Annotated in this window: 27 protein-coding genes; 19 read left to right on the top strand and 8 right to left on the bottom strand. The window is 54.5% G+C overall.

Annotated elements, in window-relative coordinates; genetic code table 11:
• On the top strand, nucleotides 1-438 hold the full coding sequence (locus tag D9N13_RS06760) for a secondary thiamine-phosphate synthase enzyme YjbQ (protein WP_290587531.1): 438 nt from the start codon (nucleotides 1-3) through the stop codon (nucleotides 436-438).
• Nucleotides 439-668: 230 nt separating this feature from the next.
• On the top strand, nucleotides 669-902 hold the full coding sequence (locus D9N13_RS06755; RefSeq protein WP_290587530.1) for a hypothetical protein: 234 nt from the start codon (nucleotides 669-671) through the stop codon (nucleotides 900-902).
• A gap of 172 nt (nucleotides 903-1,074) precedes the next feature.
• Here D9N13_RS06755 and D9N13_RS06750 read toward each other — a convergent pair whose 3' ends face one another.
• The gene (locus tag D9N13_RS06750) at nucleotides 1,075-1,779 is read right to left on the bottom strand and encodes an HAD family hydrolase (protein WP_290587528.1); all 705 of its coding nucleotides are present in this window, start codon (nucleotides 1,777-1,779) and stop codon (nucleotides 1,075-1,077) included.
• Between the two features lie 344 nt (nucleotides 1,780-2,123).
• Between D9N13_RS06750 and D9N13_RS06745 the strand changes: the two genes are divergently transcribed.
• The 10 genes from D9N13_RS06745 to D9N13_RS06700 are packed head-to-tail and all read left to right on the top strand — an operon-like array spanning nucleotide 2,124 to nucleotide 12,088.
• Entirely contained in the window at nucleotides 2,124-3,677 is a 1,554-nt protein-coding gene (locus tag D9N13_RS06745; RefSeq protein WP_290587526.1) for a methyl-accepting chemotaxis protein, read from the top strand.
• Nucleotides 3,678-3,705: 28 nt separating this feature from the next.
• A complete protein-coding gene (locus D9N13_RS06740; RefSeq protein ID WP_290587524.1) occupies nucleotides 3,706-4,899 on the top strand; it encodes a methyl-accepting chemotaxis protein in 1,194 nt (397 codons plus the stop codon).
• Between the two features lie 10 nt (nucleotides 4,900-4,909).
• Complete coding sequence (locus D9N13_RS06735) at nucleotides 4,910-5,278, top strand: response regulator (protein ID WP_290587522.1); 369 nt, start codon at nucleotides 4,910-4,912, stop codon at nucleotides 5,276-5,278.
• A gap of 12 nt (nucleotides 5,279-5,290) precedes the next feature.
• Nucleotides 5,291-5,605 carry a lipid asymmetry maintenance protein MlaB gene (locus tag D9N13_RS06730; RefSeq protein ID WP_290587520.1) on the top strand — a complete coding sequence of 105 codons (315 nt, stop codon included), beginning with the start codon at nucleotides 5,291-5,293 and terminating at the stop codon, nucleotides 5,603-5,605.
• A complete protein-coding gene (locus D9N13_RS06725) occupies nucleotides 5,602-7,797 on the top strand; it encodes a chemotaxis protein CheA (RefSeq protein ID WP_290587518.1) in 2,196 nt (731 codons plus the stop codon). The genes D9N13_RS06730 and D9N13_RS06725 overlap by 4 nt, the downstream gene beginning before the upstream one ends.
• 2 nt (nucleotides 7,798-7,799) lie before the next feature.
• Entirely contained in the window at nucleotides 7,800-8,321 is a 522-nt protein-coding gene (locus tag D9N13_RS06720) for a chemotaxis protein CheW (protein WP_290587515.1), read from the top strand.
• Nucleotides 8,322-8,347: 26 nt separating this feature from the next.
• Nucleotides 8,348-9,715 carry a methyl-accepting chemotaxis protein gene (locus D9N13_RS06715; RefSeq protein ID WP_290587514.1) on the top strand — a complete coding sequence of 456 codons (1,368 nt, stop codon included), beginning with the start codon at nucleotides 8,348-8,350 and terminating at the stop codon, nucleotides 9,713-9,715.
• A 20-nt stretch (nucleotides 9,716-9,735) separates the two neighbouring features.
• Complete coding sequence (locus D9N13_RS06710; protein ID WP_290587512.1) at nucleotides 9,736-10,557, top strand: CheR family methyltransferase; 822 nt, start codon at nucleotides 9,736-9,738, stop codon at nucleotides 10,555-10,557.
• Nucleotides 10,557-11,042, top strand: a complete 486-nt coding sequence (locus D9N13_RS06705) for a chemotaxis protein CheD (protein ID WP_290587510.1) — start codon at nucleotides 10,557-10,559, stop codon at nucleotides 11,040-11,042. Before D9N13_RS06710 ends, D9N13_RS06705 begins: the two co-directional genes overlap by 1 nt.
• Nucleotides 11,039-12,088, top strand: coding sequence for a chemotaxis response regulator protein-glutamate methylesterase (locus D9N13_RS06700; protein WP_290587508.1), 1,050 nt, complete (start codon nucleotides 11,039-11,041; stop codon nucleotides 12,086-12,088). Before D9N13_RS06705 ends, D9N13_RS06700 begins: the two co-directional genes overlap by 4 nt.
• A gap of 17 nt (nucleotides 12,089-12,105) precedes the next feature.
• Here the strand turns inward: D9N13_RS06700 and xerC are convergent, their stop codons facing one another.
• From xerC to D9N13_RS06670, 6 genes are read right to left on the bottom strand one after another with little or no spacing between them, the layout of a single operon-like run.
• Nucleotides 12,106-13,008 (bottom strand): tyrosine recombinase XerC, encoded by a 903-nt coding sequence (gene xerC / locus D9N13_RS06695; protein ID WP_290587506.1) that lies wholly within the window; start codon nucleotides 13,006-13,008, stop codon nucleotides 12,106-12,108.
• Nucleotides 13,009-13,014: 6 nt separating this feature from the next.
• Nucleotides 13,015-13,707 carry a DUF484 family protein gene (locus D9N13_RS06690; RefSeq protein WP_290587504.1) on the bottom strand — a complete coding sequence of 231 codons (693 nt, stop codon included), beginning with the start codon at nucleotides 13,705-13,707 and terminating at the stop codon, nucleotides 13,015-13,017.
• Entirely contained in the window at nucleotides 13,704-14,534 is an 831-nt protein-coding gene (gene dapF, locus D9N13_RS06685) for a diaminopimelate epimerase (protein WP_317622471.1), read from the bottom strand. The genes D9N13_RS06690 and dapF overlap by 4 nt, the downstream gene beginning before the upstream one ends.
• 19 nt (nucleotides 14,535-14,553) lie before the next feature.
• The gene (lysA, locus tag D9N13_RS06680) at nucleotides 14,554-15,801 is read right to left on the bottom strand and encodes a diaminopimelate decarboxylase (protein WP_290587502.1); all 1,248 of its coding nucleotides are present in this window, start codon (nucleotides 15,799-15,801) and stop codon (nucleotides 14,554-14,556) included.
• Nucleotides 15,798-16,055 (bottom strand): LPS translocon maturation chaperone LptM, encoded by a 258-nt coding sequence (lptM, locus tag D9N13_RS06675; protein ID WP_290587501.1) that lies wholly within the window; start codon nucleotides 16,053-16,055, stop codon nucleotides 15,798-15,800. The genes lysA and lptM overlap by 4 nt, the downstream gene beginning before the upstream one ends.
• 40 nt (nucleotides 16,056-16,095) lie before the next feature.
• Nucleotides 16,096-16,560, bottom strand: coding sequence for a winged helix-turn-helix transcriptional regulator (locus D9N13_RS06670; protein ID WP_290587500.1), 465 nt, complete (start codon nucleotides 16,558-16,560; stop codon nucleotides 16,096-16,098).
• A gap of 154 nt (nucleotides 16,561-16,714) precedes the next feature.
• On the opposite strand from D9N13_RS06670, the gene D9N13_RS06665 reads away from it, so the two are divergent.
• A complete protein-coding gene (locus D9N13_RS06665) occupies nucleotides 16,715-17,365 on the top strand; it encodes a glutathione S-transferase family protein (RefSeq protein WP_290587498.1) in 651 nt (216 codons plus the stop codon).
• A 19-nt stretch (nucleotides 17,366-17,384) separates the two neighbouring features.
• Here D9N13_RS06665 and D9N13_RS06660 read toward each other — a convergent pair whose 3' ends face one another.
• Complete coding sequence (locus D9N13_RS06660) at nucleotides 17,385-20,234, bottom strand: class I adenylate cyclase (RefSeq protein WP_290587496.1); 2,850 nt, start codon at nucleotides 20,232-20,234, stop codon at nucleotides 17,385-17,387.
• Nucleotides 20,235-20,332: 98 nt separating this feature from the next.
• Between D9N13_RS06660 and D9N13_RS06655 the strand changes: the two genes are divergently transcribed.
• The 6 genes from D9N13_RS06655 to D9N13_RS06630 all read left to right on the top strand — a co-directional run bounded on the left by D9N13_RS06655 (nucleotide 20,333) and on the right by D9N13_RS06630 (nucleotide 24,280).
• Entirely contained in the window at nucleotides 20,333-21,364 is a 1,032-nt protein-coding gene (locus D9N13_RS06655; protein ID WP_290587494.1) for a phospholipase A, read from the top strand.
• 131 nt (nucleotides 21,365-21,495) lie between these two features.
• The gene (locus D9N13_RS06650; protein ID WP_290587492.1) at nucleotides 21,496-21,819 is read left to right on the top strand and encodes a hypothetical protein; all 324 of its coding nucleotides are present in this window, start codon (nucleotides 21,496-21,498) and stop codon (nucleotides 21,817-21,819) included.
• 133 nt (nucleotides 21,820-21,952) lie between these two features.
• On the top strand, nucleotides 21,953-22,507 hold the full coding sequence (locus D9N13_RS06645; protein ID WP_290587490.1) for a hypothetical protein: 555 nt from the start codon (nucleotides 21,953-21,955) through the stop codon (nucleotides 22,505-22,507).
• The gene (locus tag D9N13_RS06640; RefSeq protein ID WP_290587488.1) at nucleotides 22,500-22,814 is read left to right on the top strand and encodes a hypothetical protein; all 315 of its coding nucleotides are present in this window, start codon (nucleotides 22,500-22,502) and stop codon (nucleotides 22,812-22,814) included. Before D9N13_RS06645 ends, D9N13_RS06640 begins: the two co-directional genes overlap by 8 nt.
• A gap of 291 nt (nucleotides 22,815-23,105) precedes the next feature.
• Complete coding sequence (locus tag D9N13_RS06635; RefSeq protein ID WP_290587486.1) at nucleotides 23,106-23,966, top strand: hypothetical protein; 861 nt, start codon at nucleotides 23,106-23,108, stop codon at nucleotides 23,964-23,966.
• Between the two features lie 17 nt (nucleotides 23,967-23,983).
• Entirely contained in the window at nucleotides 23,984-24,280 is a 297-nt protein-coding gene (locus D9N13_RS06630; RefSeq protein WP_290587484.1) for a DUF6156 family protein, read from the top strand.
• Nucleotides 24,281-24,329: the final 49 nt, after the last annotated feature.

Raw genomic sequence — 24,329 nt, 5'->3', positions numbered from 1 at the left:
ATGATGGTGCCCGCTGCCTGGTTTCAAACCACCATTCGTCTGCAACCCCGTGCACGGGGCTTCCACCTGGTGACCCACGAGATAATGGCCGCGCTGCGCGAGCCTCTGCAACAATACCAGGTGGGGTTGGCCCATTTCTTTATCCAGCACACCTCGGCGTCACTTACCATTAATGAGAACGCCGACCCGGATGTACGGGCGGATATGGAATCCCATTTCAATTATATTGTGCCGGAAAACCAGCCCTACTATTTACATACTTTGGAAGGCAGTGACGACATGCCGGCCCACATCAAGCACAGCCTGTTGGGCAGCAGTATCAGCATTCCCATTGGGCAGGGGGCGTTGGCATTGGGCACCTGGCAGGGCATTTACCTGTGTGAGCACCGGGACCATGCCGGTGGGCGCACGGTGGTAGTGACCCTGAATGGGGCATAGATAGATCTATAAGCCTGATTTTTAACCAATTTTTAGTCAAGCTGATATAAAAAAACAACTATCAATATCAAAAGGTTTGAACTTAAGGGGTAATAGAAAAATAGATCATAGATTCATGATTTTATAGATAAAAATAAAATCGATTTTTTAGGAAATTTTTTAGCAAAGTTCTCTAGGTCGTCTATAAATATCTTTACCTCTTGGGGTTAGTCGATTTTGAGGACAGTGAGATGAGCTATAACAACGATTCTGATGACAGCAAAACCAATGACGATTCCAGCGTGATCACCTTCGATGATGGTCGTGACCGTTCCTTGAGCTCCCGTGAAGCAGAGCGCCGTCAGTTGGAAGCGGACATGGCCCGCTTTCTTAACCATGGTGGTGAGATCAAGCAGATAGACCGGGATGTGCGGATGGACCCACCCCGCAAACCAGAATCCAACTATGGCAGCCGCCCCATCTGAGCGCGGTAAAAGGATTTCAGCCTTATACTCTTATTGGAAGTATCTTTGTTTGGACTGTGTTTTCATAGCAAGTAACGCTAATAGACAGTTGAAAACAGTTAGTGACTTGAGATTTAACGCCCCGATTATTCGGGGCTTTTTTTTGCTGGTGTGGTTGGTCTGTGAAGGGGATTCAGGCGCTGCGGGCAATGAGCGCCACAGCATCCACCAGCTCATCCAGCGAATGGATTTCGACACTGGGTTGGCACAGGCCGGAATCCTGCTTTTTGTTCTCATTAAACCAGATGGTGTGGTAACCCAGTGCCCGGGCTGCTTCCACGTCTTCCTGGGGGTGATCACCAATGTGAATGGCCTGGCTGGCGCTGATGCCCATCACCGACAGGGCCCGCTCGAACATGGCTTTGTGTGGTTTTGGCTGGCCTTCGGTTTCGGAGGAGAAGTGCCCCTTAAACCAGTGTTCGATGCCGATCATCCCCAGATTGGCGTTGCCATTGGTGAGTGCGATCAGCGGGTATTGGGCTGACAGGGTTTCCAGTATCCCTTCTGCCTGATGGAACAGAGTGATCTGATTGCGGCCCCGATAGAACACGGCAAAAGCCTGTTCGCTCATTGCATGGGCACGGTCGTGTGCCAGGCTGGCATTGCTGAATACCTGATAGAGCAGTTTTTTGCGAAAGTTGGTGGGGTGATGCGTTACCTCCGGATGTTGTTGCAGGACGTGCTTGTAGGTTTCCTTGAGTTGGTCCATTTCCAGGTGCGCAACGGCCTCGGGCACGTGTTCTGCAATCCACGAGCGCATGGCTTTCTCGGCTTCAATAATAACGGGATCGATTTCCCACAACGTGTTATCCAGATCGAAGGTCAGTAGTTTGATCATGTTGGCCCGGTGTCCGCAGTTTATGGGTGTATGTGTATGGGGGTATAGCTGGAGGCAAGGGTACTGCATATGCGGGCGTGCCGCCAAATCGCGGTGTATGTCAGCCGGTTGCTTTTGTCGACCCTGCTATTTGCTTTCCTGCGGGTAACCTAACTGATTTCTGGTGCTAGATGATTGCAGTCATAAATCAAAGGGTTAATGATTTCAGGCCATATCGGCAGGTGTTCCTTCCATCAGCAGGAAGCGATCACGGCTGCGTTGCAGTTGGCCAAAAATTTACTTCCTGTCTACAGTTTATTAGTTGGGAGAAGGATTATTTTGTCCACCTGCTCAAGGAGATAAGCATGCTACTCAATATATCCGTCGCCAAGCGCCTAAGCGGTGGAATCGGAATCGTGGTCATCACATTGGTTGCCCTCACCATGTTTGTGATGTCCGCCTTCAAAGATGAGCACATGACCACGGAGTTGATTCACGCCAACTACGTGCCGGGTACCAGTACCCTTTATTCAGCGGACCGTGACCTGCAGCAGGCACTGGTGGCTGAGAGGACGCTCCATTCCATGCCCCCCGGCAGTGAGGATTTCGCTAACCTACTGAATGATCACGCGGAAAACATGCAACAGGCGCGGGATCGGGTGGATAAGTTCTATCAACTGCTGCCCGATGAAAAAATTACGGAGCTGATGGCGGTGTACGCCAAACTGCGGGATGAATGGGAAGCCAGCAGCAATGAAATTGTACGGCTCGCGCAATCCAGTAATCAGGCGGAGCGTCGACAGGCGTTGCAAATGAGTATTGGCCCCGGCGCGGATAAGTTTGAAGCCATGCGCGGTGTATTGGACCAGATGCAGGAACGGTTGGAAGCAATGCTTTCGCAAAAACATGATGCCGCCACAGCGAACTACGATGTTACCCAAACCACTTTGACCTGGTCGGTGGTGGGAGTAGTGTTGGCGGCTGTTTTCCTGTCCTTCGTTCTGCTGCGCAGTATCACCAGCCCACTGCAAGTAGTATTGACGGTGGTACAGCAACTGGCCCAGGGTGATCTCACGTTTCGCGCCCACGCCCGACGTAAAGATGAATTCGGCGTGTTGTTGAATGCCATGGATGACACCATGGACCGGTTGTCCGATACGGTGAACAATATCCTGGCCACCTCAGATTCCCTCACCAATGCATCGTCACAGGTGTCTTCCACTGCGCAAAGCGTGAGTCAGGCCACCACCGAACAAGCCGCCAGTGTGGAGCAGATCAGTTCCTCGGTGGAGGAAATGTCTGCCTCGGTGGATCAGAATGCCGACAACGCAAAAGTCACCGACAGCATGGCATCCCAGGCTGCCCAGCAGGCATCTGAAGGTGGCGAGGCGGTACGGCAGACCGTGGATGCCATGAAGCAGATCGCAGAGAAGATCAGCATCATCGACGACATCGCCTACCAGACTAATTTGTTGGCCCTGAACGCCGCCATTGAAGCGGGCCGTGCCGGCCAGTATGGCAAGGGCTTTGCTGTGGTCGCGGACGAAGTGCGCAAGCTGGCGGAACGCAGCCGGGTTGCGGCACAGGAAATCGGCGACGTGGCGGGCAGCAATGTGCAACTGGCGGAACGTGCTGGTCAGCTGCTCAATGAAATGGTGCCGGCCATCACCAAGACTTCAGACCTGGTGCAGGAAATCGCTGCCGCGTCTATTGAGCAATCCGGTGGTCTGGGGCAGGTGAATTCGGCCATGAATCAAATGAGCCAGATTACCCAGCAAAATGCCGCCGCCTCGGAAGAACTGGCGGCCACGTCGGAAGAAATGAGCGGTCAGGCGCGACATCTGCAGCAACTGATGGATTTTTTCAAGGTGCAGGCAGAATCCCCGGATAATGATGAAGCCGACCAGGATGTGGCTTGAACCATGGGTATGAGAACAAGGTGATTTCATGAAGCGGTGGTATGGGATCGTGGCCGGCGCATTGGCAGTGGCAGTCTGTGCCAGTATTGGCCTGGCGTTGTCATCTCAGCAAGTGGGTACCACAGCGCTACTGTTGTTGATGGTGGCGATCATCGCCATGGTGGTGGCACTGTGGGCGGCCTGGAAAATGGGCCGGCAATTGCGTGACCTTGAAACCAGGGCTGCGGCGGAACAATCGACGCAGAAAACCCTGAACGAAGAGGCGACGCTACTGACCAACTACTTGGCGCTGTTGACGGATCTGGTACCCCTGTGGAATCGTCAAACCGGTTTGGCCCGCACCCAGACTGAACAAGGTATGACGGATCTCAGTCAGCGTTTTTCCGATATTCATGATCGATTGCAGGTAGCCATTGAAACCTCCCGCCAGACTGCCAGTGGTATGAGCGGTCAGGAGGGATTGAGCCAGATTATCGAATCGGCCGATCAGGTGTTGAATCAGATCGTTGTGAATTTGCGTTCCACCATTGAAAGCCGTGATGAGATGCTGGGTGAGATCAGCAAACTATCGCAAATCACCGACGAGTTGCGGGCCATGGGCGATGAAGTGGCGGGAATCGCATCGCAAACCAATCTGTTGGCCTTGAATGCCGCTATTGAGGCGGCCCGTGCCGGTGAGCAGGGGCGTGGGTTTGCGGTGGTGGCGGATGAGGTCCGTACCCTGTCCAATCGCTCCGGTGAAACCGGTTCCCGCATTACCCAGCGTATTGAGCAGGTCAATCAATCATTGGAAAGCACACTGGCCACTGCGACGCAGTTTGCGGAAAAAGAATCGGAAATTCTGCAACAAGCTGAGCGTACCATCGGTGAGGTGTTGCAACGATTTCATAACGCAGGCACGCAGCTGGTCGAATCGTCGCAGGTATTGGAACAAGAGAGCAGCCAGGTGCGCAGCAATGTAGGTGAGGTATTGGTGGCGCTGCAGTTTCAGGATCGGGTTAGCCAGATCCTGGAACACGTCATGACGGATATGGATAAACTGAGTCGGACCTTGCATGAACACCAGCAGGCGTTACTGCAGGGGGATGAGGTACCGTTGTTGGACGTGGCCGGCTGGTTGCAAACCATTGAGAGCACCTACACCACCCTGGAACAAGTTGCCGTGCATAAAGGTGCCGATGCGCAGCAGGGCCCGGCGGATTCTTCCATCACATTTTTTTAAGGAGTGAACGATGGCGAAAACCATCATGATCGTAGATGATTCTGCCAGCTTGCGGCAAGTTGTGAGTATTGCGCTTAAAGGAGCCGGTTATGAGGTGGTGGAGGCGGTCAATGGTCAGGATGCATTGGGCAAACTGGATGGACGTAAAATCAATCTGGTGGTATCCGATGTGAATATGCCGGTTATGGACGGTATTAGCTTTGTCAAGGAGATGAAAAAAATGCCGAGCTATAAGTTCACCCCGGTGATCATGCTGACCACCGAAGGTTCTGACGATAAGAAAAAGGAAGGCCAGTTGGCCGGGGCGAAAGCCTGGATCGTAAAGCCCTTTCAGCCTGATCAGATGTTGAAAGCGGTTTCCATGCTGATCGCACCTTAGGCTGGTTTCAGCATGGATATTCAGCGTCGCACCACCGCCAAACAGACCACCATTAAATTATCCGGCGATCTCACCATCTATGAGGCAGCATCCGCCAAATCCCTGTTGCTGGAAAACCACAAAGGGCTGGATCGCAAAGTATTGTTAAACCTGCAGCAGGTGGAGGAGCTGGATACCTCAGGTGTTCAGCTGTTGCTGATGCTGCAGCGGCTGGTACAGCAACAGGGCGGTGAGCTTGAAACCGTCGAGGTAAGTGAAAGTGCAGGCAGCATATTGCAACTACTGCGGTGTCAGGCAGCCCTGAACCTGAAGGAGATAGACCCATGAGCATGGACAGTGCGCTGCAGACTTTTTTTGCCGAAGCCGATGAATTGCTGGACTATATGGAATCGGCCCTGTTGCGTCTGGAGCAGGGTCAGGCCGACAGCGAAACACTGAATGAAATCTTTCGGGCTGCCCATACCATAAAGGGGTCTGCCGGGCTCTTTGGCCTGCATTCCATCGTAGGCTTTACCCATTTTGTTGAAAATGTACTGGATAAGGCCCGTGCCGGCGATATCGTCATTGATGCTGGTCTGCAGGGGTTGATGCTGCATTGCAAGGATCACATTCTGACGTTATTGAATGACGTTAAAGCCGGCCGCGAAACCTCTCACGACACAATGCACAAAGGTGAAGAGTTGTTGCAGCAACTGCAGCCCTGGCTCGCAGGTGAGGTGATTGCGTTGCAGGAACCGGCGGACCAAAGTAGAACATCGCAGGCAGATTCTGACCGGGATTCAGGTGCCTGGCATATTTCCCTCCGCCTCAGTCCTGATGTATTGCAAAACGGTATGGACCCGTTATCGTTTTTCCGCTTTCTAAGCGGCATTGGCGACATTGTCCAGCTGGCCACACTGGCGGACGGCTTACCGCAAACCATGGAAGAATTTGATCCTGAAATTCTGTACCTGGGGTTCGAGATCGATCTGGTAACCGATCAGGATCGTGCGGCTATCGAAGAGGCATTTTGTTTTGTGCAGGATGGCTCCGATATTCGAATTCTGCCGCCCACTGCCAAGGTCAGTGAGTACATCAATTTGATTCAGTCGTTGCCCGAGAGTAATCAGAAACTGGGGGAGATCCTGATTAAAAGCGGCGTGCTGACTCAGGCGAATCTGGACAGCGCGCTGGATGAACAGACCGTTCAGGCTGCCTCGCAATCGAGCCCCCAAATGCTGGGTGAGATCCTTACCGGCAAGCAGACAGTGCCGCGGGAGGTAGTGGATGCGGCACTGGACAAACAGAAAAAATTGAAAGAACGCCCGGCACAGGAGAGTCGGTTTGTCCGGGTTGATGCAGAAAAACTCGATAACCTGATCAATCTGATCGGTGAACTGGTAATCAGTCGGCAGCGGGTTGATCTGTTGGCAGCGCAAACCGAACACGGGCCACTACTGGATGCGGTTGCCAGTCTGGGCGGGTTTACCGAGCATATCAGAGATGCTGCCCTGACATTACGCATGGTGCCCATCGGCGATACCTTCCAGCGCTTTCGCAGGCTGGTGCGGGATACCGCGGCGGAGTTGGGCAAGAGCATTGAGCTGAAAATTCGGGGAGCTGAAACCGAACTGGATCGTTCAATGGTGGAAAAGCTCACCGATCCGTTGACCCACATTGTACGCAATGCCATCGATCATGGTATCGAGGCGCAGGCGGTGCGCACGGGCCGAGGCAAATCAGCGACCGGCACCCTGTGCCTGTCTGCCTACCACGATGCCGGTATTATTGTGATTGAAGTGAGTGATGATGGTGGTGGACTGGATCTGCAGCGCATTCGGCAAAAGGCGGTTGCCAATGGTTTGATCGAAGACACAGCCAATCTGTCAAATCACGATTTGAGTCAATTGATTTTTCACCCCGGTTTATCCACCGCGGAAAAAGTTACCGACCTGTCCGGTCGTGGTGTGGGTATGGATGTGGTGAAGCGCAATATTGATTCGCTTCAGGGAAGCGTGGATGTTGATTCGGTGCCCGGTGAGGGTACCCGACTCAGAATCCGCCTGCCGTTGACGCTGGCCATTATCGACGGCTTCCATGTGGCTTCCCGTAACACCCACTTCATTATCCCCCAGAACACCGTGCTGGAGTGTATGGATCTGGATGCCCTGACTCAGGATCAAGGCCGGGAATGCGTTAATCTGCGTGGCGAACAGATTCCGTTTATTCGCTTGAGCAAGATTTTTGCATTACCGGAGAGAGAGCAGGTGCTGGATGTGGTGCGGGAAAAACTGGTGGTTGTACAGTTTGGAGAAACCCGCTCCGGTATTGTGGTAGAGGATCTGTTCGGGGAAGTACAGACAGTGGTGAAACCGCTGAGCCCGATCTTTCAGGCGTTGCAGGGCGTCGGTGGTTCCAGTTTATTGGGTACAGGGGATATTGCCTTTATCCTCGATGTACCGCAGTTGATCGAGTTGGCCGTACGGGTGGAAGACAGGCTCAGTCGCGCCACGGTTCGCTCAACAGCGAAGGAGAAATAGCGATGAATGTGCAGCAGATTGTAGCTGATGACGCCGATGCGGCGGGTGAAAACGCCAATGCCAAACAGTTTCTGACCTTTCGTATAGGCAAAGAGTACTTTGGCATCGAGTTGGAGCAGACACGTGAGATCCTGGAATACACCGGAGTTACTGAGGTGCCATTGATGCCCAGTTTTCTCAGCGGTGTCATCAACCTGCGGGGTGAAATGGTGCCGGTGATCGATCTTGCCGTGCGGCTGGGTCGGGCTCCGATTCAGGTGCAACGTCGAACCTGCATCATTGTGGTGGAAATACACGCACAGGATCAGGATCACGTACTGGGTCTGTTGGCGGACGGCGTCAGTGAAGTGGTGGAAATCCCCCATCAGGAAATCGAGAAGGCACCTTCGTTTGGTTCCAATATCCGGGCTGAATTTATTCATGGGATTGCCAAACGGGATAATCAGTTTGTGGTCCTGCTGGATGCTGCCAATGCCCTGTCGGTGAATGAATTGGCGCATTTGGTTGAGACAGAACTGCAATAACAGTGAGGCTGCCTCCAGGGCAAATCATGTTGCGTAACGTGAGAGTGAAAATCAAAGTAACGGCCGCCGCCTTGGTTATGCTGCTGGTGGTGGCCAGTGTTGTGGGCGGTTTGCAGTTGGAGTTGATTGCGACAGGGCAGCTGTGGATGGCCGGAGCCGTTGCGTTGTTGGTGATCAGCGCAACCATGCTGCTGTTGTATTTTGATCTGAAATACACCCTGGGCGGGGAGCCTGCCGTTGCGATGGAAATGCTGGACAACATGGCCTGCGGCCGAATCACCGCTGCGCAAGGCGGGGTCGAATTTGGTCAAAACTCTTTGCTGGGGCGTTTGGTATTGGTACAGCAACGCTGGCGTCAGTCAATCGGACAAGTGCGCGCGGCCACTGAAGCATTGACCATGGTGGCGGATCAGGCAAATCAGACGGCAGGATCGCTGGCCGATGGGGTGGCAGAGCAGGCCGGCAGCCTAAACACCACCTCGTTGGCAATGGAGCATATGTCAGCTTCGATTGCCAGCAACAATCAAAACGCTGGTTTGACGGAGTCCATTGCCCGGCAGGCCAGCGCCGATGTGGAGGAATGCAATAGAGCCGTATTGGGTACGGTTCAGGCCATGCAGAATATTGCCGAGCGCATCAGCATTATTAACGATATCGCCTATCAGACTAATCTGTTGGCCCTGAATGCGGCCATCGAAGCGGGGCGTGCGGGGGAAAACGGTCGTGGCTTTGCGGTGGTGGCGTTGGAAGTGCGCAAGCTTGCGGAGCGTTGCCAGCGGGCCGCTCATGAAATCAGTGAGGAGGCAACCGCCAGTGTCAGGCAGTCTGATCTGGCAGGTCAACTGTTGGATAAAATGCTGCCTTCCATCCATAAAACTGCGCAGCTGATCCAGGAAATATCGGCGGCTTCGCAGGAGCAAGCTGAGGGCAGCCAGCAGATCAATGGCACCGTCGGCCAGATCAATAGGACCTTGCAGGCAACCGCCGAATCTTCGCGGCAGTTAACCACTACCGCTGCTGATCTGATGGTGCAGGTGCAGGGTTTACGTCAGTCCATTGGTTTTTTCAGCGCCAGTCATTCGCGGCCTGAAGCGAAACCCAGTATCCCGCTGCAACCCCAAGGCAAAGCGCAGATCAAGGCCGGTTCCAAAAAGGCGGCTAAAAAGGCAACTAAACCAGAAAGCAAAAGCCACACCGGATACGATGCCAAGCCCGCAAGGCGAAGCCGTGCCAAGGTAGTCACAGCGCGCCGTAAGCCAAGCCGGACACAGCCCCGGCAACCCCATAAGTCGGTAGCCAAGCCGGAGCCTGTGTCGGTTGCCAGGCAGAGCAGGGCACAGATCATCAGCCCCCATGGGGATGACGAGGATCGTTATTTCGTTGGTTACGATTAGTTAATAAGGATGTGAAAGCCATGACGGCAGCAACCAGTGAAATGGCATTGAGTGAACAGGAGTTCAAGCTTTATCAGGCATTGTTTGCCCAGAAACTGGGGATTCATCTGCCGGATCAGAAAATCACCCTGGTGGGCACGCGTCTGTGGAAGCGATTGCGGGCCTGCGGCATCAGCAGCTACACCAGTTACTTCCAACTGATCAACCAGCCGGAACAGGAAGCGGAGTTGTGCCGGGCACTGGAACTGATTACCACCAATGAAACCTACTTTTTTCGCGAACCACGGCATTTTGACTATTTGCGCGAGCACGTGTTGCCGGCGCTTAAACTGCAGGATTGCGTGCGCATCTGGAGTGCGGCCTGTTCCAGCGGCGAAGAGCTATACAGTATTGCCATGGTGTTGGCGGATCTGCGCAGTGGACGCTGGGAGCTGCTGGGCAGCGATATCAATCAATCGATGATTGAAAAGGCCCGCCGGGCCATTTACGTCGATCAGCGCACGGATCAGATACCGGCAGACTATCGCCGTCGTTTTTGCCGTCGCGGCATCGGCCCCCATGAGGGCAGTTTGCGTATAGATCCGGATCTACGCAGCCGGGTCCGGCTGCGGCGCATTGAGTTGCACTACACGCTGCCGGATATCGGTATGTTCGACGTGGTGTTTTTACGCAATGTGATGATTTATTTTGATAACGAAACCCGCAAACAGGTGGTGCAGAGGATTGTGGAGCACCTGAATCCCGGTGGCCATTTATTCGTGGGCCACTCGGAAAGCCTGCGAGGCATCAGCCCCAGACTGAAGCAACTGCTGCCCGCCATCTATCGTGTGGAGGCCGGTTGATGGGGCCGGGCCCCACCGTTGTGTTACAGCCCGGGGAATGGTTCTTTGGCCAGGCACCCGGTGTAATCAGAACCTTGCTGGGCTCCTGTGTGGCTGTCACGGTCTGGCATCCTATCCTGCGCTGTGGCGGCATGTGTCATTATCTGCTGCCCAATCGCCCCCGGGTTGATCAGGGTCTGTTGGTTCCCAATGGCCGTTACGGTGTCGACGCACTTCAATTTTTGCATTGCGAGATGATCGAACGGGCGCCACTGCGGGAATACCATGTTTCATGCTTTGGCGGCGCCATGATGTTTTCAGGAAATCATACTGTGGGACAGAGCAATATGGCGCTGGCCATGAAGTGGATGAGCCTGCATCTCCTGTCACCCAAACAAACGGAAATGGGTGGCTTGAAAGGACGCAAAATTCAACTGGACCTGGACAGCGGCACCCTGGAGGTGACGAACCTGGATCCGGTACCCTATCAAGGAGAGAAACTATGACCATCAATGTATTGGTGGTGGATGATTCGGCGGTGGTGCGTCAGGTACTGCAGGCGATTCTGAATGAGGCGCGGGATATTCAGGTGGTCGCGGTGGCGTCGGACCCGATTTTTGCCCGCCAGCACATGCAGAAGCAGTGGCCTGATGTGATCGTACTGGACATGGAAATGCCGCGCATGGATGGGCTGACCTTTTTGCGTCAGATCATGAGCGAGCGACCCACTCCGGTGGTGATCTGTTCCTCGCTGGCGGAGAAGGGCGCAGCCCTGACGGTGCAGGCGCTGGCAGCCGGTGCCATCGATGTAGTGACCAAACCCAAGTTGGGCGTAAAAGGCTTTCTGGAAGACACCAAACAGCAATTTTGGCAGATTATCCGCGCCGCAGCGGCTGCCCACGTTCGTAAACCCAAGGTCAGTACAGAGATAAAACAGCCCATCGCAACCAGCGGCAAAGGGGATACTGCTGATCTGGTGCACCTGGCCCATACCACCGAGTACCTGGTGGCCATTGGTACTTCTACCGGTGGTACCCAGGCATTAGAGGTCTTGCTCACCAAACTGCCGCGTACCTGCCCCGGTATTATGGTGGTGCAGCACATGCCGGAAAAGTTCACCGCAGCCTTTGCCGAACGTATCAACAGCCTGGCCGAGATCGACGTGAAGGAGGCGGAAACCGGCGACCGCGTGCTGCCCGGGCATGCGCTGATTGCGCCCGGCGGATACCATATGGAAGTGCAGCGCAGCGGGGCTCAGTATGTGGCAAAAGTATTCCGGGGGCCGGCGGTGAATCGGCATTGTCCCTCGGTGGATGTGTTGTTCCGATCCGTGGCAAAGCATGCGGGGCGCAATGCCACCGGCATCATCATGACCGGGATGGGGGATGATGGTGCCCGCGGGCTATTGGAAATGCGTAACATGGGTGCCCGCACCATCGCCCAGGATGAGGCTTCCTGCGTGGTGTTCGGTATGCCGAAGGAAGCCATCAATATTGGCGCGGCCGCGGAAATTGTTGCGCTGGGTGATCTGCATAAAACCCTATCCCGTTAATCACAGCCCTGCCAGGTCTAGTTTTCCTCTTTCTTTTTCGCCCTGGGATGGGTTTGATCGTAGACCTTGGCCAGATGCTGGAAGTCCAGATGAGTGTAGATCTGCGTTGTGGAAATGTCTGCATGGCCCAGCAGCTCCTGCACACCCCTCAGGTCACCGCTGGACTCCAGCATGTGGCTGGCAAAGGAGTGGCGTAACAGGTGGGGGTGCACGTTGCGGTCAATGCCCTGTTTGATGCCCCATTGTTTGAAGCGCTTTTGCAGGGTGGATGGGTGCAGCCTGGTGCCCCGCTTGCTGATAAACAGGGCGTCGGTTTGCGGATTGAATTGATCCCGTAATCCCAGCCAGGTGTCAATGGCGGTCTGTGCCTTGCGCCCTACCGGCACCAGCCGTTGCTTGTTGCCTTTGCCGGTCACCCGCACACAGTGGTCCTGTTGATCGTAATCCGGCAATGCCAGATTGAGCAGTTCGCTGAGCCGTAACCCGGAGGAATAAAACAATTCCAGAATCGCCAGATCGCGAACCGCCAGAGGGTCATCGTCATTAAAGTTGAGCAACTGATTCATCTGATCCACGTCCAGGGTGTGGGGCAGTTTCTTTTCACCTTTGGGCGGACGAATGCTCTGGGCCGGGTTGGTGGTGGATTCACCCTGCTGAATGAGAAAACCGAACAGGCCGCGAATGCTGGCCAACAAACGTTGCAGGGTTTTGCTTTTGCTGCCTTTGTGGTGACGCTCGGCAATCAATAGCCGAATATGGTGCGCTTGGATGTATTGCGGGTCGGACAGTTGGTGTTGTTCGCAGAATTGTTGCAGCAAGTGCAGATCGCGGCGGTAGCCGGCAACGGTGTTGGCTGATAGCATGCGCTGCCGGGTGATGTGATCCAGATAGCGTTGAATGCTGTCAGCCAGGGTGTGCATGCCCGCCTACTTCAGAAAATGGTACAGGCGGCGGCTGAGGATGTCGCCGACGTAGCGGGCAAAGGTGGTATCCATATTGGAGTTGAAATGATTGGGATCGTGACTGCCCAGGGCCAACAGCCCCAGCTCGCCGTTGAAGTGCAGCGGGATCAGTGCGGCTGAGCCATCGCTGTGTTCAAAGCCGGGAAACAGAAACGTCATTTCCCGTTGCCGCAGAGTGGTACAGATGATGCGATCACCGCGCATCAGGCCGCCCACGGCAGCCTGCACATCACTCTGGCTGGTGACGCTGAACGGTCCGCTTTCGGCGCTGGATTTAAACAGAAACAGATTGGCCTCATCCAGTCTGAATTCCTTAAGCAGGACCTGTCGCAGGCGGCTGCTCAGTTCCGCCAGGTTGCCGGCCTCCAGCAATGCCAGGCCCAAAACCCGGATACGGTTGAACAGTCTGTCGTTGTCGCGGGCGATGCTGACAAAATCATTGAGCTTGTGGCGCAGTTCGGTATTGCGGTTGCGCAGCACGCTGGCCTGGCGTTCCAGCAGGGAACTGGCGCTGCCCTGGGCATGGGGCAGTTCCATATCGTAGAGAATATCCGGCCGGTTCAGGAAAAACCCCGGGTTTTCCCGCAGGTAATTGGCAACGTCCGCTGCCGTGATTTTGCGTTCTTGTTGTTGTCGTTCAGCAGTGGTTTCGCTCATAAATACACAGTCCCATCGTATACGGTGGTGGCCGGCCCGGTCATGAATACCGGTTGGTTTTCCCCCTGCCATTCGATCAGCAGGCTGCCCCCGGGCAAGGATACATTCACTTTACTATCCACAAGATTAGCAGCAATTGACACAACTGCTGCCGCGCAGGCGCCGGTGCCGCAGGCCCGGGTTTCACCCACGCCCCGTTCAAACACCCTTAAACGGATGGTCTGGCGGTCAACAACCTGACAAAAACCAATGTTGGCCTTGTTGGTGAATCGGGGATGGGTTTCCAGCTTGGGCCCCAGTTTTGCCACCGGCGCTGTGTTGACGTCCGACACCTGCAATACGCCGTGGGGATTGCCCATGGAAACGCAGGCCAGCTCAACAATATCACTGTCCACGTTGAACTTGTACAGGTTCTGGCGGCCTTCTGCCTGCAGGGGAATCTGCTCAGGTTCAAAGATGGGAGCCCCCATGTTCACCCGCACCAGATCTTTGCCCACCAGGGACAGCTCAATTTTACCGGTGTTGGTTTCCACCGGAATGACGTCTTTGTGGGTGAGGCCCTTTTCCCGCACAAAGCGGGCGAAGCAGCGGGCACCATTGCCACACTGTTCCACTTCGCTGCCATCGGCATTGAAAATACGGTAGGTGAAATCCACATCCGGCGAGCTGGGTGGCGATACCATCAATAACTGGTCGAAGCCCACACCGGTATGGCGATCCGCCAGCCGCCGTATCTGCTCGCTGTTGATCTGGATATTCTGGGTCACCTGGTTGATGACCATAAAATCATTGCCCAGACCGTGCATTTTGGTGAAATCAATTTTCATAACGGGCCCTTGTTTTTCCCTAGGGTACCAGAGATTCCAGGGCAAATTGATCCTCATAGGTTTCACGGCGGCGAATGATGTGAAACCGGTCATCATCCACCATGACTTCTGGGGCGCGATTGCGGGTGTTGTAGTTGGAACTCATGACGAATCCATAGGCGCCGGCGGAGCAGACCGCCAGCAGATCACCGGCTTTGACGTTCAGTTCGCGATCCTTACCCAGGAAGTCACCGGTTTCGCATACCGGGCCCACCACGTCGCATAACGCGGCCTCACCCTGGTGGGTGGGTTGCACTGGAATGATGTCCTGCCAGGCACTGTAGAGTGAAGGGCGGATCATATCGTTCATGGCGGCGTCCACCACCACAAAATTTTTGATTTCGGTGGATTTCAACAGTTGCACTTCGGTCACCATGATGCCGGCGTTGGCGGCAATGGCCCGGCCGGGCTCCATCACCACCTTGAGTTTGCGATCGCCCAGCTTGGCCAGCAGTGCGCTCACATAGTCGGCGGGGGCCGGTGGCTGCTCGTCCCGGTAACGTACGCCCAGGCCACCACCGATATCCACATGCTCGATGTGAATGCCGTTGGCCGCCAGTTGGTCGATGCGTTCCAGCAGTCGATCCATGGCGTCCATAAAGGGCGTGACCGTGGTCAGCTGGGAGCCGATATGGCAGTCAATGCCGCTGACCTTGATGTTGGGCAGTTCCGCTGCCCGCTGGAACACTGCAATGGCGCGGTCGATATCAATGCCGAACTTGTTTTGCTTGAGGCCGGTGGAAATATAGGGATGGGTCTGGGCGTCCACATCCGGGTTGACCCGCAGGGAGATGGCCGCGGTCTTGCCTGTCTCCACCGCCACCTGGCTCAGGATTTCCAGCTCTGCCTCCGATTCCACGTTAAAACAGTACACGCCCACTTGCAGCGCCCTGACCATTTCTTCGCGCAGCTTGCCGACACCGGAAAACACCACCTTGGCCGGGTCGCCACCGGCCCGCAGAACCCGTTCCAGTTCGCCCTGGGAGACGATGTCGAAGCCAGCCCCCAGTTTTGCCAATACATTGAGCACGGCCAGGTTGGAATTGGCTTTAACGGCATAGCACACCAGATGCGGGTGCTGGCCAAAGGCATGGTCAAAGGCTTGCCAGGCGGTTTCCAATGCCTTGCGGGAATAAAGATAACAGGGGGTGCCTACTGCTTTGGCGATCTGGTCTACAGGCAGGTTTTCAGCAAACAGCGCATTGTTACGGTATTCAAAAACACTCATTCAGGGGTCTCTTCCGGGAGGGGCTCGGGGGTCTCGCTTGCCTTGGCTTCAGGGGATTTCTGCTCTTTGTCATCCACCACGCTGGCACAGGCCGGGGTGCGGCAATCTTCCTGGTTTGCCGCCTGATTGAGAGTGTGGGGTGGCGGTTCATCAGGCATATAGAGTTTGCCTTTTTGCCCGCAGCCACTGAGGACAGCCGCCATCAGGCCAACCGTCAGCAACGTCTGGCCATTGAAGAATCGTGGTAAAACCATGGGAAATGTGAGGTTCCGTAGCCGGTAAAAATTTGTCCTATTATAGCCGGGTGTGGGTGCCCATTGCATCAATCCCATGCGCGGATTCCCACTCTGCCAGAGCCTGAAGGGTGGACCGCATAAACTGCTCGGGGCCCTGTTGCAGGGCGGCGGCCCGCTGTGCCGGTATCTGCACCTCCCCCTGGCGGTGTTTGAGGGACCAGCGCACCAGGGGCACCACCACATGAATCAGCTCCTTGCCCTTGCCGGTCAGGTAGTAAAGTTTACGTTTTTTACTCTGTGGATGGTGTATCCACTGCACCACGGTCTGGGCCTGCAGGCGGGCCAGGCGATCACTGAGAATGTTGCTGGAGATGCCTTCGTCGCTTTCCAGAAACTCCTTGAATTCATGTTTGCCGAACAGCAGATCCCGCACGATCAGCAGGGTCCAGTGATCGCCCACAATATCCAGCCCCAGTGCCAGGGGGCAATGTGAGTGTGCCTGATGTTCTTTCTTGCTCACCATTGCGGATTCACCCTCGCACAACTTTTACTTGCATAATACAATTATACTCGGTAACTTTACTTGCATTATGCAAGTACTATGGTCAGATCATAACCTGCATTCACCACTCATCACAACCCGCTACTGATCACAACCCCACTATAAGGAGCACATCATGTTCACTCTATATGGATACAATACCTTCAACCCGATCAAGGCACTGCTGACTTTGGAAGAGCTGGGGCTGGATTATGAGTATGTGAATGTGGAACTGGGCAAGGGCGACAATAAAACGCCGGACTATCTGGCCAAGCACCCTTTGGGCAAGGTGCCGGTGCTGGACCATGACGGAAATCTGTTGACCGAAAGTGGCGCGATCTGCCGTTACCTGGCCAATATCAGCGATCATCGGCTGTATTCTGCTGATCCGCTAAAGGCAGCCCGCATAGACGCCATGGTGGATACGGTGGTGCTGCATGTGGGGCGCTGGCTGGCGGTGTACTTCTGGGAGGAAATCATTTGCCAGCGGTTTTTCCGGCGTGAACCCGATCAGGCCAGCATTGACGAGGCAGCCGGTTTTCTCAGTCAGCAATTGCCTTATCTGAATACCGTGCTGGAGCAGAACCGTTTTCTCTGCGGCGATGAGGTGACCATTGCCGATACCATCGCCTACGCCTATTTCCAGATCCAGGAAGCCACTTCCATCGACCTGACCGCCTACGCGCATATTCTGCGGTGGTATGGTGAGTTCAGTGAGCGGCCATCGGTGACGGCGGTGAAAAAGCGCCTGGCCGCCGCAGGTGGCCTGTTGCCTTATCCCGCCTGAGCGCGGGCCTGACAGGGGCTTAGGGAATGCGCAATGCCTGATTGATGGCGCTTTCCAGTTTTTCCTTGTGCTGCAGATACTGCACCGTCTGCAGCTCTTCCCCCAGTTGCAGATCCAGTTGACTCAGATCCAGGTCAGTAATGTAGCAGGGATAACGTTCCCGGTTGCGGCGCAGGGAGGCGATGTAGCCGGCCACGGCGGCAAACAGGGCATCGCCGTATTCCAGTTGGGAAAATTCGCGATTGTCACAGTAAACCGTGTAGAACACATCGCCGAAGGTGCCGGTTTGGGCAATGGCCTGGATGCTGTGCGTGCCCTCTTCCTGTTCAACCTGGGGAAACGTTTTACGATCGGTGTGCATGTCACCCCGGTTGTTGCGTCTGATTTCGTAGTAAGCCACTTTGCTGGTGGGCATTTCCCGCTGATCCAGTGTGCTGCGCCGCAACTGAATATTCTCCAGAAAGTGGCGGATGGGGTTGAGCACGGTTTTTTCATCAAAGTATTGTTTTTGGGTGAAGAACAGCGAGCCTTTTTCGTCGTGAATAAAAATATCCGCCTTCTCGCCGTTGCGTTGATAAAAAACCTGAATCCGGCCCGGTACCCCCATTTTGGCCACCACCCGCAATGGGTGCCGGCTCAGTGCATTGCGGTCCACCACCAGCGGGCTGTAGGCAGACTGCACTTCACTCATGCATTCGATTAGTTCGCGGTGGCTGCGCAGGCCGCGCACATAGGGCATGTTGCGCTTGAACTGCAGCATATAGACAAATTGTTCGATCTCCAGTATGTAGCGGGTATTAAGGGCGCGCGTACCGCTGTAGTAACAGGCAATGATGTCGCGAAACAGTTCTTCCACCCGATGGGCAATGGAAGCTGCCCGGCTTGGGCAATAGCAGCGCACTTCCAGTCGCGGCAGGGGAATCGAGCCGTCCGGCGGGATCTGGCGCATATAATGTACCAGGCAGTCGATCAGTGCGTTTTCACCGGAATACAGGCTGCAGATGATTTCCCCCCAACTGTTGAACGTCACCTGGTCCACAGTGATGGCCAGGTTGTGGTGAAAGGCACTGTAACTGAGTGCATCACTTTGATCGGAAAGCCGGTGAATGCCTTTCTGGGTCATCGGCCGCATGGGATCGACACCGGCATTCACATACAGAATGATCTTGGTGGGGTAGGCCGAGTGTTCGAAATTCTGTTGTGGCGCGTAGGGAACCCCTTCCGGGCAGATCTGAAAAAACGATTGTACCGTTTGAATCAACTCCTGTTCCGTCAGATCGGTACCGTTGGCTTCCACCGATAAACGGGTTTCCTGGTCCAGCAGGCCATTGAAATAACACCAGGCGATCAGCTCCAGTACGCTGCGGGTTTTGCGAATCGGGTCGCGCCCACGGGCGTCTTTGGTTTTCAGGTAACCGGGGAACACCGCCCAGTAGTTATTGATGCCGTGTTCCACATCACGGATGTAGTGAAACGACAAATGATCCTCCACCAGGGTGGCGGTAATGCCGGGATTGATCTGTTCGATTTTGCCGCCTTTGCGTTCAAATGCAGCATACAGCTTACGCCCCAGAATGTTCATGTCTTCCTGTTTGATCAGCGCTTCAATATTGTTGGCGCGGGCGAAGCCGGAGAGAAATCGGTAGCTGTGATTGAGTTCCTGCACCAGCTCCTGGCGTTCCTCCCGGACCCGGTTTACTTTCCAGAATTTGCGATTATCCAGTTGCTTCAGGTAGGGCTCATCCCAGCCCCATTCCATCACCAGGCGCATCATCAGTTTGCGGCGCCAATTGCTGTCACCGGAGCGGGGTGTACGGCTCAGGCTTTCATTGACCTTGAAGTAAAAGCAATGGCGTATCAACTCCAGGCGCTTGGTTTCGTTGCGGCTCTTCAGATAGGCTTCGATTTTGCGATACAGCATGACATAGGGATCCAGCTCGTCCAGATCCAGGCGCCCGGCGTACACCGCTTTTTTATAGACGATGCTGAGGCTCTCCACCTTGGGGTGTTCGCTGGCATACACCTCAGTCAGCACAATCTTGATAACGGACTTGTAAGGTGAATCGATACCTTTGTAAAGTTGCCACATGCCGGCGCCGATGAACTCACCGGCAGGAAAATCGGAGATGCCGCCGAAATCCACGCAATCGTCCTTTTTCAGAAAGCGCTTATCCAACAGGTTGCCGGCAATATCCTGATAGCGTTTTTCGTCGTAGGCGGGAATCATCCACCACAGCGGATAACGACCGGCCACCATAATGCTGGTGCGATAGAATTCATCCAGCAGCAGGTAATGCTGCGCGCTGCCGCAGTCCTCACCGGACAGATCGCTGCGCACACCGTTGCGGAATTTGATGGGGTCCATCAGGAAAAAATGCACTTCCAAACCGATACTGTCGGCCCATTGCTCGATGCCGGTGAGTTTGTCCTGCAGTTCATCAATGGCTTCCTGCAGCAGGCCCGGGTCATAACAGATCCAGATGTCCATATCACTGGTATCCGAATGGGCGACGGTGCCGGTGCTGCCCATCAGAAAGATGCTGAAGATGCGTTCCTGGGCGTGTGCTCTTTTGCGGTAGGCAAAGGATCGGGAGATGGATTGCGCAGCCCGCAGGTGATCTTTGTCCGGCGTGAATCCGCTTACCCCACAGGGCGTACCCCCGGACATATAGCCCGGTAGCGAGGGGTGATTGATGTGCAATAGCAGCGGCAGAGAATCCAGGAACATTCGGTGGCGGCTGCTGAGGGTGGACAGCATACGCTCCAGTCGACCACGATTGACCTCAAGGAACCGTTCCTTCAGTTTTTTCAGTACCTTACGGTCAATACCATCCTGGAGATCCGGCGCAATTTCTCTTGGTTGCGTCATAGTATTCAGTATAGGGGGAGTTTCAGATTCTGCTTGAAATGTGCTGGCTGGGCGGGGTACTTTCGGGGCTCCGATACAAAGGCGATTAGGAGCATTGCATGCAGGGTATGCGCACAGGGCTGGCAGCGGCATTGGGGCTGATGTCCGGCCTGGTTTGGGCCCAGGAACAACCAACATTGGATACAGCATCGGCGGAATCCGAAGGCGCTGTACGCGACTGCATGCACCAATCCATGGAGAACGTGGCCATCACCCTGACCATCGGTGAATTGGAAGAACAATGCCGTATCCAGCTGGGTGAGATCCCTGAGCCGGAGTATTCCGCCGCCCGTGAACGTATGGCCATGGAGCAGCGTACCAGATGGAACCCTTTCGTCATCACACCTCACAACGCCAATTATATTTTGCCGTACAGTTACGTGGATGAACCCAATCAGGATCCCTACTCTTTGGAGTACCCGGGTGAACGCATCGACAATGCCGAAGCCAAACTGCAGATCAGCTTGAAGGTGCCCATCAATCAGGATGATCTGCTGGTGCAGAATGATGCGATCTATTTTGCGTTCACCCTGAAGGCGTTCTGGCAGGTGTACAATCACGAAATCTCGGCGCCGTTTCGCGAAACCAACTACCGCCCCGAACTGTTTTACCTGATGCCCATAACCAGTAATCTGGTGGACGCCGACACGGCGCTGGCGGTGGGTATTGAGCACGAATCCAATGGCCGCAGTCAGTTATTGAGTCGCAGCTGGAACCGGATCTTCGTCAACTATTACTATGCCCGCGATAACTATCTGATTTCATTTCGCCCCTGGTACCGCATTCCCGAGGATGAAAAAGACGAACCACTACAGGCCAGTGGCGACGACAACCCGGACATTGAAAAATACATGGGCTATTTTGAATTGATGGGTACCTGGGAGCAAAACGATTACGAGTTTTCCCTGATGGTGCGCAACAATCTCAACCGGCCTAACTATGGCGCGGTGCAGCTGGACGCCAGTTTTCCTCTATGGGGGCGCCTGCGCGGCGTCATTCAGTATTTTAACGGTTACGGTGAAAGCCTGATTGACTACAACCATCGCAATGAGCGTTTGGGTATCGGCATATTGCTGACGGATATGCTGTAGACATAGCGGGTTCACTGCGGCGACATAAAGGTGAATTACCCGGGATTCCTTGCCATACTGTAAAGCCAATGAGCGATGGAGTGAGGCTGCGGGTTAATACAATGAAAATAATCACCTTGCTATGCGTTTTGATGCTGAGTAGCTGCGCGTCCCTGCAGGAACAGTACAAACAGTATCAGGCGCGGGCCGCCCAAGCCGATGCCGAGCGCCTGGGAAATTCCGGCCCTTTATATCATCACTATGAGGCCTGCTTATATCAACATTGGGAGCGTGCCCTGGATGCCGGCAACGATGCAGTCAATGCCTATGAACTCGGTAAAGGCCAATGCACCTATGAGCTGTCATTGTTGTGCGATTTTTACGGGGTAAGCAGCTGCCCGCTGGACGCGGAGGCCTCCAATCGGGTGTTGTTTCAATTAATGCGCGAAAATTACGCCGCCAAACTTGCCCATTAGCATATTCCCGGTGAATTCAGAGCGCTCTCCCTTGTCTTACCTTGGGTGTTTCGATTTTGTGAAAGATGTCCGATTTTGGTGCGGCGCTCACTGATGTATAGTAATCACTTCTTTCACCAAGGCCATCATCATTATGGGCAAAAAGAAAAAGATACCGTTTATTCACCAGCTGAAGACCCTGGAGAATCTGGAACAGAAAATTGACCTGCTGATCCAGGAGCACCGCAAGCGTGAAGGCAGCCATCTCGGGGTTGTGTTTCGCACTGTGATCGAACCCAACAGTCCCACTCTTTATGAGCCGGGTCATCATGGCAAGGGCGGGATCCAGCAGGGGGTGCGGGAATGCGACTATAAACTGTCACCGGCAGATCCCAATTGGGTGTTGGCCAGCGATGAGCATGGCCTGTCCTTTTCCGCCAGCATGCGTCACGCGGTGGATACCATAAAGTTTCTGGGTAAGTTCCAGAAAAAAGGCACCCACGTGAATTGCGCCTACTGGATTCTGGAAAACAGCGAATCGATACCCAAGGATATGGCGTTCGTCCAGGATCCGGATAACCCGGAACATTACCTGCTCACCATCACCAAGGACATGCCCATCAGTGATCTGGTGAGAAAGCTGCAGTGGATATCACAACATATGACGGTAATGAATGACCTGACCCTGGAGGCCTATAAAGATGCTTGATTACAATGCTGCCTCTGCCAATGCGAAAATTCTGGCAATTCACTATGCCAATCGGATAGGTGATGCTGAACTGGTTCAGTTTATGTCCGGTGATCTCGATATCGGCTCTGCTGAGTTGGCCGACCGAATCATTGCCGGTTTCTGGGCGATGACCGATCTGGCGGTGGAAGATCATGAGCAGGGGAAATCGGTGGCCGGTGTGGATGATATTGAATTCTGGATGCACAAGCTGTTCAACAAAGTGTATGGCTACATGGTGAAGAACGGCTATCGCAGTCAATGGGACCAGGCCAGCAGCGAGCGCTAGTGGGTTGCCGACCGGCGATGGCACAGACCTGCCAGTGCAGTACGCGTCCTGCGTGCAGGCATCTGCAGATAGCAGAAGAAATGAACTCTTTTCGACAATTCCCCGCCGTTATGGACAATATCGGCGCCCCCATTGTTGCAAACACGACAATGCGCAAGTGCACACTCGCGTGCAAGGCCGGTGTGTTGCGCATTGATGGATTTAGGAAAGTAAATTCATAAATGGCACGGTTTGTGATTATGGAGATCATGATGTTCCCAACCAGCATTAACGAATTGTGTTGTAAAAATCATGAATCAGTCTGTTTCATTGCGAGTATTCAGTGCCACATCCAAAGTGATCACCCGTCCGGCCACCGTGGCACGGGGTCAGTGCTTATCCCTGGGTAAGCTTGCGGCGGTTGATCTGGCGGACATCCATGGGGTGATTGGTGGTTATCGTCTGTCGGCACAGCGTGGCGAGGTGCTGCCGGTGCATGAGGATACCGGCTACTACATCTGGGATAACGACAGTCCGCTTTATTCGCCGGTGGTGGAGAACGAGTTTCAATTGGAATCCGCCACCCTGAACCGGCCGGTGGTGGAACGGGTTGGTGGTCAGTATTTTTTGATTCTACAGCCGGAATTCAATGTCCGTTTCACCACCGCCACGCACTCTGCCCGTTTGGGAGAAATACGCCTGGTGGAGTCGGAACGCTTCTATACGTTGGAAAACGGTGCCAGCCTGACCGTTACAGATACGCGGGAGGTGGGCGAGCCGGTGTTGTATCTGCAGCACACCAAAGATCGAATGGTGGTACGTCAGGAGACCCCGTTGCAACTGCAGGGCGCGGATCGGGAATACGCGTTCAATGAAAGCGTCAATCAACCTATCCCGGAACAGGTGGCAGGGATTGGTGTAACCAGTGTGACCGTGCTGGAGCACTTTACCAGCTATTTTATGCAGCAGGTGATGTCCGTGCCGGAACCGGCAATCTGGGTGCCCGTGTGTGCGCCCATTCACTGGGGCTGGAGTATTCGTGCCGGTCGACGCCATGACCGGGAGTGGGACATCCTGCGTCGCAAGCTGATGTTGCCCACCGTGGGGCATGACGGTTGGGAAATGCCCACTTGGTGTAGCAACCTGGTGCAGTGTGCCAGCGAATATTTCTGAGGCCGGAGCTGCAACCGATGACGGACACCATCACCTATGATCGCTATTTTCTCAGTTACAGCGGATTATCACTGCCTTTGAAGTTGGTGGGTGAGCTGGATCCTGCTGAGATCGATAATCGCAATACGTTTTTCGGCGCCTGTGAGGATAAGCAGGGCCGCCAGATTCTGGTACATAAAGTGGTCTACGGCGAGGTGGAGCTGGAGCATCGCTATGGCTACCATGACTGCGGCGCCCTGAGTTGGGTTGATATCCGGGATGAGGAGGGTGATACCCAGCGCCTGAATTTTGCCGCGGACGGCAGTAAACTTTAAATTCAGCATGGGCAATGGCGGAAAGATGTCCCATGACTTGATGTTTGCA

It is taken from the genome of Ketobacter sp. GenoA1 (assembly GCF_003671475.1).
Classification (GTDB): Bacteria; Pseudomonadota; Gammaproteobacteria; order Pseudomonadales; family Ketobacteraceae; genus Ketobacter.
The sequence above is the reverse complement of the archived record's forward strand: the minus strand, read 5'-3'. Positions and strand labels throughout refer to the sequence as shown.

Excerpts from the sequence above, each read along its gene's own strand:
- D9N13_RS06740 (WP_290587524.1), top strand. The coding sequence starts at position 3,706 with ATGAAGCGGTGGTATGGGATCGTGGCCGGCGCATTGGCAGTGGCAGTC.
- D9N13_RS06710 (WP_290587512.1), top strand. The coding sequence starts at position 9,736 with ATGACGGCAGCAACCAGTGAAATGGCATTGAGTGAACAGGAGTTCAAG.
- D9N13_RS06660 (WP_290587496.1), bottom strand. The coding sequence starts at position 20,234 with ATGACGCAACCAAGAGAAATTGCGCCGGATCTCCAGGATGGTATTGAC.
- D9N13_RS06640 (WP_290587488.1), top strand. The coding sequence starts at position 22,500 with ATGCTTGATTACAATGCTGCCTCTGCCAATGCGAAAATTCTGGCAATT.
- lptM (WP_290587501.1), bottom strand. The coding sequence starts at position 16,055 with ATGGTTTTACCACGATTCTTCAATGGCCAGACGTTGCTGACGGTTGGC.
- D9N13_RS06730 (WP_290587520.1), top strand. The coding sequence starts at position 5,291 with ATGGATATTCAGCGTCGCACCACCGCCAAACAGACCACCATTAAATTA.
- D9N13_RS06630 (WP_290587484.1), top strand. The coding sequence starts at position 23,984 with ATGACGGACACCATCACCTATGATCGCTATTTTCTCAGTTACAGCGGA.
- D9N13_RS06745 (WP_290587526.1), top strand. The coding sequence starts at position 2,124 with ATGCTACTCAATATATCCGTCGCCAAGCGCCTAAGCGGTGGAATCGGA.
- D9N13_RS06650 (WP_290587492.1), top strand. The coding sequence starts at position 21,496 with ATGCTGAGTAGCTGCGCGTCCCTGCAGGAACAGTACAAACAGTATCAG.
- D9N13_RS06665 (WP_290587498.1), top strand. The coding sequence starts at position 16,715 with ATGTTCACTCTATATGGATACAATACCTTCAACCCGATCAAGGCACTG.
- D9N13_RS06755 (WP_290587530.1), top strand. The coding sequence starts at position 669 with ATGAGCTATAACAACGATTCTGATGACAGCAAAACCAATGACGATTCC.
- D9N13_RS06750 (WP_290587528.1), bottom strand. The coding sequence starts at position 1,779 with ATGATCAAACTACTGACCTTCGATCTGGATAACACGTTGTGGGAAATC.
- D9N13_RS06655 (WP_290587494.1), top strand. The coding sequence starts at position 20,333 with ATGCAGGGTATGCGCACAGGGCTGGCAGCGGCATTGGGGCTGATGTCC.
- D9N13_RS06735 (WP_290587522.1), top strand. The coding sequence starts at position 4,910 with ATGGCGAAAACCATCATGATCGTAGATGATTCTGCCAGCTTGCGGCAA.
- D9N13_RS06705 (WP_290587510.1), top strand. The coding sequence starts at position 10,557 with ATGGGGCCGGGCCCCACCGTTGTGTTACAGCCCGGGGAATGGTTCTTT.
- D9N13_RS06700 (WP_290587508.1), top strand. The coding sequence starts at position 11,039 with ATGACCATCAATGTATTGGTGGTGGATGATTCGGCGGTGGTGCGTCAG.
- D9N13_RS06720 (WP_290587515.1), top strand. The coding sequence starts at position 7,800 with ATGAATGTGCAGCAGATTGTAGCTGATGACGCCGATGCGGCGGGTGAA.
- D9N13_RS06715 (WP_290587514.1), top strand. The coding sequence starts at position 8,348 with ATGTTGCGTAACGTGAGAGTGAAAATCAAAGTAACGGCCGCCGCCTTG.
- lysA (WP_290587502.1), bottom strand. The coding sequence starts at position 15,801 with ATGAGTGTTTTTGAATACCGTAACAATGCGCTGTTTGCTGAAAACCTG.
- D9N13_RS06760 (WP_290587531.1), top strand. The coding sequence starts at position 1 with ATGATGGTGCCCGCTGCCTGGTTTCAAACCACCATTCGTCTGCAACCC.
- D9N13_RS06635 (WP_290587486.1), top strand. The coding sequence starts at position 23,106 with ATGAATCAGTCTGTTTCATTGCGAGTATTCAGTGCCACATCCAAAGTG.
- D9N13_RS06670 (WP_290587500.1), bottom strand. The coding sequence starts at position 16,560 with ATGGTGAGCAAGAAAGAACATCAGGCACACTCACATTGCCCCCTGGCA.
- dapF (WP_317622471.1), bottom strand. The coding sequence starts at position 14,534 with ATGAAAATTGATTTCACCAAAATGCACGGTCTGGGCAATGATTTTATG.
- D9N13_RS06645 (WP_290587490.1), top strand. The coding sequence starts at position 21,953 with ATGGGCAAAAAGAAAAAGATACCGTTTATTCACCAGCTGAAGACCCTG.
- xerC (WP_290587506.1), bottom strand. The coding sequence starts at position 13,008 with ATGCACACCCTGGCTGACAGCATTCAACGCTATCTGGATCACATCACC.
- D9N13_RS06725 (WP_290587518.1), top strand. The coding sequence starts at position 5,602 with ATGAGCATGGACAGTGCGCTGCAGACTTTTTTTGCCGAAGCCGATGAA.
- D9N13_RS06690 (WP_290587504.1), bottom strand. The coding sequence starts at position 13,707 with ATGAGCGAAACCACTGCTGAACGACAACAACAAGAACGCAAAATCACG.